Here is a 12,151-nt window from a genome sequence, read left to right as displayed (position 1 = left end):
CCACATGTTTACGAATCCCGAACAATTCGCAACGGCCACCAAGGCCCTGTTTGAATTCCAGCTGATGACCTTCAACACCCTCACCTCCAAAGCCGTGCAAGGCGTGGAACAGGTATTGGCGCTGAACATGGCCACCGCCAGGTCCGGCATCGAGGATGGCCTTGCCGCCGGCAAGGAAATCAGCCAGGCCAAGGATCCGAAAGCCGCCATGGCCGCCGCCGCCGCCCAGCTTCAACCAGGCGTGGCCGGCGCGAAAGCGTATAAACAGCAGCTCGACGACATCATCAAGGAAATCCACACGGAATTCACCACGGCCGCCGAAGCCCATGTGGCCGAAGCGAAAAGCAATCTGAGCGCCCTGATCTACGACGTCACGAAAAACGTACCGCCAGGCTCGGAAAACGCCGTCGCCATCGTCAAGGCCGCCATCGACAACGCCTTCCTCGGTTACGAACAAGTGACCAAGGCCACGAAACAGGCCGTCAAAACAGTGGAAGAGCAGATCGCCAAGGCCAGCGCGCAAGTGGCGCAGGCAACGGAAAAGGCGACAAACGGCGCCACCGCCGCGGCTGAAAAAGCGGCGCCGGCTGCCAAGCCGAAAGCAGCGAAAAAATAAGCGACGTAGGTCGGATTAGCGCGGCGAAGCCGCGCGTAATCCGACAATAGTGTTGGCGCAGCAGGAATGTCGGGTTACGCGCGTAGCGCAAACCCGACCTACAATGAATCCACCGGCAGGGTCCGGCATTCGCCCCCTCCCATACCCCCGAAAGATAGCCAACTCCTAGCCGCATAAATCCTGGCATGCCTTCGCCTCGACGGCGCCGTCCAGCTGCCGCCGCCAGGCGACCATGCGCCACGCGGCCCAGGCGGCGGACACGGCGCCCGCGACGAGGATCAGCCGCGTATCGATCAGGGTCAGCACGGAGCCGCTGAGGGCGACGACGATGTTGGCGATGCAAAAGGTGGTGGCCAGCAAACCCATCACGGCACCCTGCCCGTGCGCGCTGAAGCGTTCGGCGCACCAGCCCTGTATCACCGTGTTGTACAGCGCATTCGGAATGCCGAACAGCACGATGGCCGCGATGCCCACCCAGATATTACCCAATGCTAAGATTCCTACGGCCAGCGCCACGCCGCACGCATACCAGCTGGCCCGCAGCAAGGGCGCATGGCGGCTGGGACCGCCCGCCAGCAAGGACGTGACCGTCATCGTGCCGCACAGTCCCACATTCACCCAGGCAATCTCCTGTGCGTGGTAATTGGCCGTCTCGACCAGCCACAGCGGATAGAACTCGTAAAAACTGGCCACGCCGCACGTAAATGCCAGTTGCACGATGAACAGCGTGCGCAACTCCTCATGACGCAGCAAATTGAGCGAATGGCGGTCGCGCGCCACTTGCCACCACGACGTCGTCAAGAGCGAGGGCGTTTCGCGCGGCAAGCCCACGGCCACCAGCACGGCGACGAGCATCAAAGCTGCGGCGGCGATCCAGAACGGCACCGTCACGCCCCAATGCAGGGTCGCGCCCGCCAGGATCGGGCCCACCAGCCAGCCCAGGTAAAACGCGCCGTTCAGCCATGACATGGCGCGCAGGCGCAGCGGACCCGTCAGCTGGTCGGCCAGCATGGCGCGCGCCACGGCGCCGTTCCCTTCCAGCAAACCCGTGATGAAACGGGCGACGATGAACAGCGGGTAGGACTGGATCACCAGCGCCCAGGCCGTGATGGCGTGGCCGATGGCGGCGCCCACGGCAGTGCGCATCAGCAAGGGACGGCGGCCATAACGGTCGGACAAGGGGCCCAGCAGGGCCGAGCCGATCAGCAAGCCCAGCGGGTTGATGGTCAGCGCCAGGCCAAACAGCAATTTCGACGGCAAGCCGAGGAAATTATTGAAGGCATTCGGCGCTTCGGCCGCGAACAGGGGCGGCAGGATAGGATATGGCAGCGAGGCGCCGATGGTCGACAGCAGCGCCAGCAGGCAGGCGGCGGAAATCAGGATGATGTTTTTCATGCGGGTTCGGCGAATTTTAGTCTGGCTTAGTCTGGCAAGCATACGTGGCCATGCCACATAAGCAAATGTAAATGTTTATTAATGGCGCCCTCCTTGCTGCGGTGAAGCGTGCCAGGCACGGCCTCGGCTATCATGCCCACACGAATCACGTTTAACGGGGCAAACATGACACTGTCAGAAATTGAACGGCAACACGGCTTCACCTATCCCGCATTGTATCGGCAGCTGGAGCGCGACGGCATGCTGGCCGTGGGCGAATATGGCCCCGACTGGCATAAGCTGGTCTATCCCACCTTGACGGAGCGGCCCACCCTGCTGTTGCATGCGGACGATTTTGAATTGCTCAACATCGAGGCCGTTGCCGCGGAAGTGGACGCGCTGCTGGATACGGACAATTACCGGCAGATCGACCCCGCCTTCCAGTTCATCCCGTTCGCGCAAACGGGCGCGGGCGACCACTACTGCTTTTTCGCGTCAGGCGAGCAAGACGGCGAGATGCCCATCGTGCTGCTGTGGCATGACGACAATGAAGCCCAGTACCTGGCGAAAAACCTGCAAGATTTCATGGTTCACATATTGTTAAACAGCATGGCCGACCAGGATACGTACAACGACGTCAGCGACGAGGCATTCAAGGATCAACTGACGAAAACCCTGGGCACGCATGCGCGCTACCTGACGGCGCGGCAAGCCGACGTGCTGCAGGGCCTGCTGGCTCGGGACATCATCGATTACGACGTGGCGTTGCCGAAAGGACGCACGGAGGCGCACCGGGGCTTGCTGACCGATATCGAACTGGCCAGCCTGCGCGCGGAATTGATTCCCTACGAAAAGTTCGACAGCGGTTTTGCCTACAGCGCGGCTGACTGAACATAATTCGCTGGGCAAGCGGCGGCTGAAGGTTTAAACTGTATATAAACACAGTAAAACCCATCACCTTGCATCTTGCCCTATTGCCATCCCCATGTTGAGAGTCCTGGAAAATCCCCTGTACTATCTGGATAATTTCCAGGATGTGCTGAACTGGATAGCCGCGCGTTACGCCGATCTGCTGAGTCCTGAAGAGAGGCAGTTCATCGCCGCCTTCGGCGCCCTGCCGCAGCCATCGCGCGCCCTGTTCGTGCGCCTCGTCATGCGCAAGGGCTGCCTGTTTCGCGCCAGCAAGCTCAATTACCCGGAAATCGGCGACACGCGCGCCGCCGCCCTGCCCTTGCTCGCCACGGGCTGGGTGGAAGCCGATCCTGCCATTTCGCTCGATGAACTGTTCGACCTGCTGCTGAAAGTAGAAATTGTCCAGGCCTTCGCTCTCGACGCGCCCCTGAAGGCGGCGCGCAAGGCGGAGCAACTGGATGCCTTGCGCGAGCAGCATAGAAAAAGTAAACCGTTTTCCGCCTGGCATCCGGCTTCCAGTGACGTGCTGTACCGCATCGACTTGCAAGCGCTGTGCGACCGCCTGCGCCTGATTTACTTTGGCAATTATCACCAGGACTGGTCGGAGTTCGTGCTGTCCGACCTCGGCGTGTACCAATATGAAAAAGTGGAATTCTCGCCGCAGTCACGCGGTTTTCGCACGCGCCAGGATATCGAACACTATGAAGTGCTGCACCAGTGCCGCGAACGCTACAACGACAGCGCGCCGGCGGACGAGGTGCTGCAGGAACTGGCTGCGCTGCCCTTGTCCGAGGACAACACCTGGCTGGCCAGCCGGCGCGACAAGCTGCGCTTCCAGATCGCCCAGCATCTGGAAAAATGCCAGGACTGGCCGGCAGCCTACCGCGCCTACGCCGATTGCCGCTATCCGGGCGCGCGTGGCCGCGCCATCCGCGTGCTGGAGAAAGATGAGCAGCCGCAAGCTGCCTACGAGCGCCTGATGATCGCCCAGGCCGCGCCGGAAAGCGAAGCGGAACAGCAATTGCTGTTGCGCATGGCGCCCCGTTTGCGGCGCAAACTGGGCCATGCGAAGCAGGCGGCCAACGCGGCCGCCGCCGTGGAACGCATCGATCTGCTGCTGCCCTGCCCTGAACAGGCGTGCTACGTGGAAGGGGTGGTACAGCAACATCTGATGCAGGATGACGCCCCCGTGTATTACGTGGAAAACACCCTGATCAATTCGCTGTTCGGCCTGCTGTGCTGGCCCGCCATCTTCAAGCCCATGCCGGGCGCCTTCTTCCACCCGTTTCACAGGGGCCCAGCCGACTTGCACAGCGCCGATTTTTACCAGCGCCGCTGCCTGGACTTTGCCGCTTGCCTGGCGCAACTGGACGATGGCAGCTACCACGCCGCCATCCGCGCCACGCTTGCCGCCAAGCACGGCATCGTCTCGCCCTTCGTCAGCTGGGACGTACTCGACGACGGCTTGCTGGACCTGGCGCTGGACTGCATCCCGGCCGCGCACCTGAAGAAGGCGTTCGAGCGCATCTTGCTCGACATCAAAAGCAACCGCAGCGGCTTTCCCGACCTGATCCAGTTCTGGCCTGCGGAACGGCGCTACCGCATGATCGAAGTCAAGGGTCCGGGCGACCGCCTGCAAGACAACCAGCTGCGCTGGATCGCGTATTGCGCCGAGCACGCCATGCCCGTCAGCGTGTGCTACCTGCAATGGCAGGCGGCAGCATGAGCCGCAACACTTACACCATCGCCGTGCGCGCCCTGTGCGAATTCACGGCCAAGGTGGGCGACCTGGACTTGCGTTTCACGCCGTCCCCCACGGCGCAGGAAGGCATGGCGGGCCATGCCACCGTGACGGGCCGGCGCGATGACGATTACCAGCGCGAAATCAGCTTGTGCGGCGACTTCGGCCCCCTGCACGTGCGCGGCCGCGCCGATGGCTACGACCCGGCGCGGCGCCAGCTGGAAGAAATCAAGACCTACCGGGGCGAACTCGACGCGATGCCCGCCAACCACCGCCAGCTGCACTGGGCGCAGGCGCGCATCTATGGCCACCTGCTGTGCCGGCAGCTGAACTTGCCCATGCTGCGCGTGGCGCTCGTGTATTTCGATATCGTGAGCCAGAAGGAAACCGTCATGCACGAGGAGTGCGCCGCCGAGGCGCTGCGCACCTTCTTCGAGCAGCATTGCGCCCTCTTCCTCGACTGGGCCGAGCAGGAAATGGCGCACCGGGCCAGCCGCGACGCACAACTGACAGCCATGGCCTTTCCCCATGCCGATTTTCGTCCGGGCCAGCGCCAGCTGGCCGAAGCCATGTACAAGGCCAGCAGCCGTGGCTGCGGCTTGCTGGCGCAGGCGCCGACCGGCATCGGCAAGACGGTGGGCAGCCTGTTCCCCATGTTGAAAGCGACGGCCGCGCATGGCCTCGATAAACTGTTTTTTCTGGCAGCCAAGGTGCCGGGCCGGCAAATGGCGCTCGACGCCTGCGCCATCCTCAAGGACAGCGCCCCGCTGCTGCCCTTGCGCGTGCTGGAACTGAGCGCCAAGAGCAGCGCCTGCGAGCATCCGGACAAGGCGTGCCATGGCGAATCGTGTCCGCTGGCCAAGGGTTTTTACGACCGCCTGCCGCTGGCGCGCGAAGTGGCGCTGGCCAGCGGCTTGATCCTCGACAAGGAAGCCGTGCGCGCCATCGCCTTGCAGCAGGGTATTTGTCCCTACTACCTGGGCATGGAGCTGGCGCGCTGGAGCGACGTCGTCATCGGCGACTACAATTATTACTTCGACCTCAGCGCCATGCTGTATGGCATGACCCTGGCCCACGACTGGAAAGTCAATGTGCTGGTCGACGAAGCGCACAATATGGTGTCGCGTGCGCGCAACATGTATTCGGCCGAGCTGGCGCAGATCCACCTGAAAATGCTGCGCAAGTTCGCGCCCGACGCCTTGAAAAAGCCGCTCGACCGCCTCTCGCGCCAGTGGACGGCTTTGCTGAAAGAGCAGGATGGCGACTACCACGTGCATCCCGCCTTGCCCGACAAATTCTTTGGCGCCCTGCAAGGGGTGGCGACGGCCATCGGCGACTACATGGCCGAACACGCGGCCGCGCTAGATGAAGACTTACAGCGCTTTTATTTCGACGTGCTGCTGATCAACCGCCTGGCGGAAAGTTTCGGCGCGCATTCGCTGTTCGACGTCAGCAAAACGGAGACGGGTTCCACCGTCTGCATCCGCAACATCGTGCCGGCGCCATTTCTCAAGGATCGCTTCGCGGCCAGCCACAGCACGGCCCTGTTTTCCGCCACCCTGAGCCCGTGGAATTACTACAGCGACACCCTGGGCATGCCAGCCAACACGGCCTGGGTCGACGTGGAATCGCCGTTCCAGGCGGAACAATTGTCCGTGCGCGTGGCCGATACCATTTCCACACGCTACCAGCACCGCGCCGCCTCCTTGCTGCCCATCGCCCAGCTGATGGCGAAGCAATACGCTGAAACGCCGGGCAACTACCTGGCCTTCTTCAGCAGTTTTGACTACATGGAAAAGACGGCCACCCTGTTTGCCCAGCATTACCCGGACGTGCCGATCTGGCAGCAGCCGCGCCGCATGGACGATACTGCCCGCGCGCAATTCCTGGGCCGTTTTGGCCTGGACACGCGCGGCATCGGCTTTGCCGTTTTGGGCGGCGCCTTCGGTGAAGGCATCGACTTGCCCGGCGCGCGCCTGATCGGCGCCTTCATCGCCACCCTCGGTTTGCCGCAGATCAACCCCGTCAACGAGCAAATCCGCCAGCGCATGGGCGACATCTTCGGTACCGGCTACGACTACACGTATCTGTATCCAGGCATGCAAAAGGTGGTGCAGGCGGCCGGCCGCGTGATCCGCACGACGTCCGACAAGGGCGTCGTCTACCTGATCGACGACCGTTTTTCACGGCCGGAAATCCGCCAGCTCTTGCCGACGTGGTGGAATGTGCAGCTAGCTACTGGATAAAGCAGCTTCAGGTGTTGCCAGCCCGCTTGCGCGACACGCCGGCTTTCCGCTTCCCTGGGGGCGTCGCAGGCGTAGCAAGTGCACTGTCATGGACATCCGCATCAACTTCCTGGCTGCGCAGAAAATTTTGCAGTTCGATACGCACACCGTTTTGCGCAACGACCGACATCTCCAATGTCATGCCCAGCGATTGCAAAAAACGGCGCAAGGTCGAGACATAAGTATCGGTACGCTTTTCCAGTTGGGAAACGGCATGCTGTTGAATCCCCAGTTCCTTCGCAACTTCCGCCTGGGTCTTGCCTACTGCCTTGCGGAAATCCGTCAGCGTGGCGGCGTGCGCTATCATTTCGTGCATCTTTTCCTGGGATAGAGCCGCAATTTTTGCCTGCCGCTCGGCCGGCAAACTGTGGATGACGTCGTTCACATTTCTTCCCATGACAAACTCCTGCTCCTGAAATCATCTACTGCCTTTGTCCTGCCTCGCCTTCGCCGCAGCCAGGTTGGTGAGATGTTGCTCGTAGCGAGCATTTGCCTTGAATAACAAATCCCTGTAAAACTTGTCCTCATTGACACCTTGCTTGGCCGCCGCAACCAGAATGACCGCCTCACGCCTCGTATCGAACGCAAAGACCGCGCGCCACACCTCTACCCCGTTATTGGCCTTGAAACGCAGCTCTTTCATGTTCGGGTGTTTGGGATTCTTCAACGTCCCAACGTGAGGACGCCCGGCAGCCGGGCCCAGCTTCGACAGCGCATCGGCACTCGCCAGCAATTCATCCTGAACATCTATCGGCAGAGCATCGAATTCCGCATCGAAGTCATCGTGAAACGTGACCGGCCATGTCCTCGGCGCATTCACCATCACCTCCAGATGATATCATGCGTAGATGATTATGCATCTACGCCAGCGAAAATGCTAACCCACCAATAATCTGAGCTTCTGATAGCCCGCCTTGCTCACGGGTATCCTCGTATCATCGCGCAGGATGGCCACGTGGCTGTCTTTCGTCGCCGCCTCGATGCGGCGGATACCGTCGATATTGAGCAGATACGACCTGTGCACCCGCAGGAACTTGGCGGGGTCGAGCTGGGTCTCCAGTTCCGCCAGCGTCTGGCTTTTCAGGTAGGACTTGCCCTCGGAACGGATGCTGATGTAGTCATCTTGCGCCTCGATGTACTCGATGCGCGCGCTGGCGATCACGTGGACCTTGGCGCCGTCGCGTATCAGCACGCGGTCCAGCGGCGCGCTGCGCGTGGCCGCCTCGCGTGCCAGCGTCAGCACAGTCTCGGGCAAGCTGCGATTGGCGCGCGCATGGGCCAGCGCCTGGTCGAAGCGCTGTTCGCTGAATGGTTTGAGCAGATAGTCGAGGGCATGGCATTCGAACGCTTTCAAGGCGTACTGGTCGTAGGCCGTGACAAAGATCAGCTTTGTCTTCGCGCCGATCAATTCGGCCACTTCGAAGCCGTCCAGGCGCGGCATCTGTATGTCGAGAAACACCAGTTCCGGTTCCAGGTCCGCGATGGCCTTGACGGCTTCGAAGCCGTTGGCGCACTCGGCCACGATATCGATATCGTCGTGGCGCGCCAGGTATTCGCGCAACACGCTGCGCGCCAGCAATTCGTCATCGACGATGGCCACCCGCATTCTTGCCTGCATCATGCTTCCTCCGTGTCGCCGGTCTGCGCCGGCATGGAAATCATCACTTCGAAATGGCCGTCGCGCCGGCCCCAGTGCACGCTGGCCTCATGGCCATACGCGCCGGCCAGTCGCTGGCGCACGTTCTCCAGGCCGACGCCATTGCCGCGCTCAGGCCCTTGATCCGCATCGACCGGGTTGCGCACGGCGAGCTGCAGCAGGCTGCCTACGCGCCGCGCCTCGATGGCGATCAGGCCGCCTTCCGTCAAGCCGCAGATACCATGCTTGACGGCATTTTCCACCAGCGGCTGTATCAGCATGGGTGGCAGCAGACACGCCAGCGCGGCAGTGTCGAGGCTTTCCGTCACTTGCAGACGTGCGCCGAAACGCACGTGCTCGATGGCGAGAAAGTGGCGGATCAGCACCAGTTCCTGCTCCACGGTAATGTGCTTGTGCGCTTCCAGGCTCAGGCTCTGGCGAAAGAAACTGGCCAGCTGCACCGTCATCTGGCGCGCGCCCTTTGCATCGATAGACGTCAGGGCGCTGATGGAGTTCAGGCTGTTGAACAGGAAATGCGGATCGATCTGCGTGCGCAGCATGCGCAACTGCGCTTCCTGCGCCGTCAGTTGCGCTTCCAGCCCCCGCTGCTCGGCCATCCTGGCGCGCACGAATTCCAGCAACAGATAATGCACGGCGGCAGCCAGGCAATACAGCAGCGCACCGAGGCCGAAGAACAGGGCCAGCAGCGATTGCGTCAGGTTCACGCCCAGCCAGCGCAGCTCCAGCACCAGGCTGACGCTGTTCAAAAATTGCAGCAGGGTGGCCCACAGCAAGCCCGCGAACAGCGCCGCCACGCCCATCACGCCGGCGATGGCGAATGGATGGCGGGCGTGCAAGGGGTAGGCGCGGCACAGGTAGTATGCGGAAAAACCCGAACCGATCGCATACACGAGCGTGGCGGGCACCACCAGCACGACGGCATTGAGCCAGGGCGCGTGCGCCACCCTGGCCAGGATGGAAGCCAGGGCCAGGCCCAGCGCGATGCAGACCAGGAACACCACCACGGCGCCACGCCGCTTCGACAAAGGCCCCGACATGCGCGCCTAGTTGCGGATTTCCAGGCCGCCCATGATGGCGTAGCCCGTCACGTACAGGCGCTTGGCCTGGTTCGGCGGCACGATGGTCTTTTCCTCGAAGCCTCCGAGGATGGGCGTGCCCTGCAGCACGACGCTCCAGTCGGGCGGAATCTTGATGGTGACGCCGCCGCACAGGGCAAATACGTTGAGCACGGCTTCGCCTTCGATCGACGCCTGGCGCAAGTCGATTTCGCAGCCGGCCATGATGACATTGATATCGCCTCCCTTGAAGCGCTGCGACGACACGCGCCGCACGTAGCCGCCGAGGATGGCCGTCACTTCGATGATGCTGTCATCGTCCGATTGTCCACTGGCGCCGGGCGCTGCCGTGGCATCGGCGGCGTCCTTGTCGAGCGACACGGCGCCATTTCTGGCCTGGCCGAACGAGTCAGGCGCTGCGGGGCCATCCTGCTGCGCCCCAAAGCGCCGGCGGCGCTGGCGCTGCTGCGCGCCGGGCAAGGATTTCGACACGACGGCCACGCCCAGGCCGATGATCAGCAAGGGCCACAGCAAGTCCCAGTTCATGTAGAAGATACCCATGTGCTTGAGGGTCCATGCCACGCCCAGCAGCACCAGCATGCCGCCCAATAAATAACCGTTCGCGCTGCGGCTTTGCGACAGTTTCAGCAGACCGAACACGATCAGCGCCGTGGGCCAGAAGCGGAAGGTATAGCGCACATCGATGAAACCGAGGTTGTCGAGCAGAAACAGCAGCCCCAGGCCGATGACGATGACGCCCAGCACGATCTGCGATGGCGAGTGCAGCGGCGGTTTATTTTTCATGCTCGGACTCCCGGTAGGCAATAAAATGTTTGTTCAGCAGCGGTTCCAGCACGAGACCGACGCCCCAGGCGATCAGCAAGGCGGGCCAGCTATTGTAAAAATGCAAGTTCCACAGTTCTTCATACGAGACATACCACCACGCGGCGAAAAAGATCAGCCACAGGCCGCTCAGTACCTGCTTGGCGGAGACGGGCGTCAGCAGCTTGTTCAGGCCAAAGACGGCCAGTATCACCGGCCAATAATGCCATAGTGAATAGTAATCGTGGAGATAGATCACATCGAGCCGGTCCAGCAGGACGATGGCGCCGATGGCGATCAGCAGCACGCCCCACAGCAGCTGGGTACGGCGGCAATAGGCTGGTTCAGGTTTCACGGTCACCCCTTGAAGTTGGTTGATCGTAAAGATACGCGGATTTCGGGGAGGAGAAAACAACGCTTCGGCGAATGGCGGAAAGACAGCGGTGAATGGCGCAACGGTGGAAATGACGGGGAAAAAACAGGCAAAAAAAAGACCGGCTAAGCCGGCCTTGAAGGGGTTCGCAGTCCACACCGCGACCTGGAGTTGCAGTGCACAGCCGCGTGGCGCAGGGCGCAAACGCGAACAGAAATCTGGTGCCGATCCTCGAGGCGACCGGCTGACCTGCTGGAAGATCGAACATGCCGCCAACTTCACGGCAGTGCGTCTCAACCAAGCAGAGACATCATACTCCCGATCGCCAGACAGCACCGTTCGCTAGCGCACACTGATGGAGTTTTGCTGAGCTGCATCAACCCGTGACGGCGTGCGGCGGTTTGAGCATGTCGTGCTTGATCCATGCCAGCACGGACGGTCCCTGCGGCTGCCAGCCCAGCAGCTTGCGCGCCCGCTCGCCGCGCACGCGGCTGTTGGAGCCGAGGCCATACGACGCCATCTCGTAACCCCATTCGGCAATCGCCTCAGGCAGCGGCCAGTCCTGTGCGGGGCCCAGGTCCAGCGCGGCGGCGATGGCGGCCGTCATGTCGCGGAAAGCCGCTTCGCCCGATTCGACAAAGTAAAAGGTGCCGGCCGGCGACTTTTCCAGCGCCAGCAGATACAGGCTGACGACATCGTCGATATGCACATTGGACCAGATGTTACGGCCCGGACCCACATGGCGCACGATGCCGCTCTTGCGCGCCTGTTTCAATAAGCGAGGCAATTGCACGCTGTCGCGCGGCAAGGCGCCGTGGCCGTAGATCAGGGTGTTGCACAAGACGCTGGCGCGCACGCCCTGGCTTGCGCTGGCCAGAACCAGGTCGTCGATGGCCACGCGGGCCGCCTTGTCGGCCGTGGGCGCCGGCAGCTTGTCTTCGTAATAGATCTGTTCCGTGCCCTCACCGCCCGAGGCGTCGCCCACGATGGACGAGCCGCTGGTGTGCAAAAACACTTTGTTGGTGCCGGCCAGCGCTTCAATAATGGCTTCGACGGCGCCCCGGTGGTCGCTGCTGGCCGCATTGATGACGGCATCGGCCGCCTTCGCCTGCTCGATGAGCAATGCGCGGTCGTTCAAGGTGCCGACGACACCGTGCACCCCAATAGCAGCCAGCTCGGCCACCTGCTCCGGCTTGCGCACGAGGCCCGTGACCTGGTGGCCGGCCCGCACGAGGCCCGCCGCGATGGAACTGCCGATGAAACCTGCCGCGCCCGTCAAGAATACTTTCATGCTTTACTCCCTGTCTGGTTAGATT

The 12,151-nt window shown here is 62.1% G+C and carries 12 protein-coding genes; 4 read left to right on the top strand and 8 right to left on the bottom strand.

From position 1 onward, the window contains the following. The first annotated feature begins 4 nt into the window (after nucleotides 1–4). Nucleotides 5–616 carry a TIGR01841 family phasin gene (phaP, locus tag P9875_RS11560; protein WP_278318446.1) on the top strand — a complete coding sequence of 204 codons (612 nt, stop codon included), beginning with the start codon at nucleotides 5–7 and terminating at the stop codon, nucleotides 614–616. Nucleotides 617–781: 165 nt separating this feature from the next. Here phaP and P9875_RS11555 read toward each other — a convergent pair whose 3' ends face one another. Further along, complete coding sequence (locus tag P9875_RS11555) at nucleotides 782–2,011, bottom strand: MFS transporter (RefSeq protein ID WP_278318445.1); 1,230 nt, start codon at nucleotides 2,009–2,011, stop codon at nucleotides 782–784. Between the two features lie 165 nt (nucleotides 2,012–2,176). Between P9875_RS11555 and P9875_RS11550 the strand changes: the two genes are divergently transcribed. The 3 genes from P9875_RS11550 to P9875_RS11540 all read left to right on the top strand — a co-directional run bounded on the left by P9875_RS11550 (nucleotide 2,177) and on the right by P9875_RS11540 (nucleotide 6,889). Then, nucleotides 2,177–2,881 (top strand): SMI1/KNR4 family protein, encoded by a 705-nt coding sequence (locus P9875_RS11550; protein WP_278318444.1) that lies wholly within the window; start codon nucleotides 2,177–2,179, stop codon nucleotides 2,879–2,881. A gap of 94 nt (nucleotides 2,882–2,975) precedes the next feature. Continuing rightward, nucleotides 2,976–4,628 (top strand): VRR-NUC domain-containing protein, encoded by a 1,653-nt coding sequence (locus P9875_RS11545; protein WP_278318443.1) that lies wholly within the window; start codon nucleotides 2,976–2,978, stop codon nucleotides 4,626–4,628. Then, the gene (locus P9875_RS11540) at nucleotides 4,625–6,889 is read left to right on the top strand and encodes an ATP-dependent DNA helicase (RefSeq protein WP_278318442.1); all 2,265 of its coding nucleotides are present in this window, start codon (nucleotides 4,625–4,627) and stop codon (nucleotides 6,887–6,889) included. Before P9875_RS11545 ends, P9875_RS11540 begins: the two co-directional genes overlap by 4 nt. Before the next feature lie 7 nt (nucleotides 6,890–6,896). Here the strand turns inward: P9875_RS11540 and P9875_RS11535 are convergent, their stop codons facing one another. The 7 genes from P9875_RS11535 to P9875_RS11505 all read right to left on the bottom strand — a co-directional run bounded on the left by P9875_RS11535 (nucleotide 6,897) and on the right by P9875_RS11505 (nucleotide 12,126). Beyond that, nucleotides 6,897–7,313 carry an XRE family transcriptional regulator gene (locus P9875_RS11535; protein ID WP_278318441.1) on the bottom strand — a complete coding sequence of 139 codons (417 nt, stop codon included), beginning with the start codon at nucleotides 7,311–7,313 and terminating at the stop codon, nucleotides 6,897–6,899. Nucleotides 7,314–7,346: 33 nt separating this feature from the next. Further along, nucleotides 7,347–7,751: a type II toxin-antitoxin system RelE/ParE family toxin gene (locus P9875_RS11530; RefSeq protein WP_099402751.1), complete on the bottom strand. Its 405-nt coding sequence runs from the start codon at nucleotides 7,749–7,751 to the stop codon at nucleotides 7,347–7,349. Nucleotides 7,752–7,805: 54 nt separating this feature from the next. Next, a complete protein-coding gene (locus P9875_RS11525; RefSeq protein WP_278318819.1) occupies nucleotides 7,806–8,534 on the bottom strand; it encodes a LytR/AlgR family response regulator transcription factor in 729 nt (242 codons plus the stop codon). A gap of 11 nt (nucleotides 8,535–8,545) precedes the next feature. Further along, nucleotides 8,546–9,622: a sensor histidine kinase gene (locus P9875_RS11520; RefSeq protein WP_278318440.1), complete on the bottom strand. Its 1,077-nt coding sequence runs from the start codon at nucleotides 9,620–9,622 to the stop codon at nucleotides 8,546–8,548. Nucleotides 9,623–9,628: 6 nt separating this feature from the next. Beyond that, entirely contained in the window at nucleotides 9,629–10,444 is an 816-nt protein-coding gene (locus P9875_RS11515; RefSeq protein WP_035817364.1) for a LiaI-LiaF-like domain-containing protein, read from the bottom strand. Beyond that, nucleotides 10,434–10,817 (bottom strand): LiaF transmembrane domain-containing protein, encoded by a 384-nt coding sequence (locus P9875_RS11510; RefSeq protein WP_278318439.1) that lies wholly within the window; start codon nucleotides 10,815–10,817, stop codon nucleotides 10,434–10,436. The genes P9875_RS11515 and P9875_RS11510 overlap by 11 nt, the downstream gene beginning before the upstream one ends. Nucleotides 10,818–11,211: 394 nt before the next feature. Further along, nucleotides 11,212–12,126 carry an NAD-dependent epimerase/dehydratase family protein gene (locus P9875_RS11505; RefSeq protein ID WP_278318438.1) on the bottom strand — a complete coding sequence of 305 codons (915 nt, stop codon included), beginning with the start codon at nucleotides 12,124–12,126 and terminating at the stop codon, nucleotides 11,212–11,214. Nucleotides 12,127–12,151 lie beyond the last annotated feature (25 nt).

Source organism: Janthinobacterium rivuli, from assembly GCF_029690045.1.
Lineage (GTDB): Bacteria > Pseudomonadota > Gammaproteobacteria > Burkholderiales > Burkholderiaceae_D > Janthinobacterium > Janthinobacterium rivuli.
Note: the sequence above shows the minus strand (reverse complement) of the source record. Positions and strands in the feature narration are given on the sequence as shown.

Excerpts from the sequence above, each read along its gene's own strand:
- P9875_RS11520 (WP_278318440.1), bottom strand. The coding sequence starts at position 9,622 with ATGTCGGGGCCTTTGTCGAAGCGGCGTGGCGCCGTGGTGGTGTTCCTG.
- P9875_RS11505 (WP_278318438.1), bottom strand. The coding sequence starts at position 12,126 with ATGAAAGTATTCTTGACGGGCGCGGCAGGTTTCATCGGCAGTTCCATC.
- P9875_RS11525 (WP_278318819.1), bottom strand. The coding sequence starts at position 8,534 with ATGCGGGTGGCCATCGTCGATGACGAATTGCTGGCGCGCAGCGTGTTG.
- P9875_RS11515 (WP_035817364.1), bottom strand. The coding sequence starts at position 10,444 with ATGAAAAATAAACCGCCGCTGCACTCGCCATCGCAGATCGTGCTGGGC.
- P9875_RS11530 (WP_099402751.1), bottom strand. The coding sequence starts at position 7,751 with ATGGTGAATGCGCCGAGGACATGGCCGGTCACGTTTCACGATGACTTC.
- P9875_RS11545 (WP_278318443.1), top strand. The coding sequence starts at position 2,976 with ATGTTGAGAGTCCTGGAAAATCCCCTGTACTATCTGGATAATTTCCAG.
- P9875_RS11550 (WP_278318444.1), top strand. The coding sequence starts at position 2,177 with ATGACACTGTCAGAAATTGAACGGCAACACGGCTTCACCTATCCCGCA.
- P9875_RS11540 (WP_278318442.1), top strand. The coding sequence starts at position 4,625 with ATGAGCCGCAACACTTACACCATCGCCGTGCGCGCCCTGTGCGAATTC.
- phaP (WP_278318446.1), top strand. The coding sequence starts at position 5 with ATGTTTACGAATCCCGAACAATTCGCAACGGCCACCAAGGCCCTGTTT.
- P9875_RS11555 (WP_278318445.1), bottom strand. The coding sequence starts at position 2,011 with ATGAAAAACATCATCCTGATTTCCGCCGCCTGCCTGCTGGCGCTGCTG.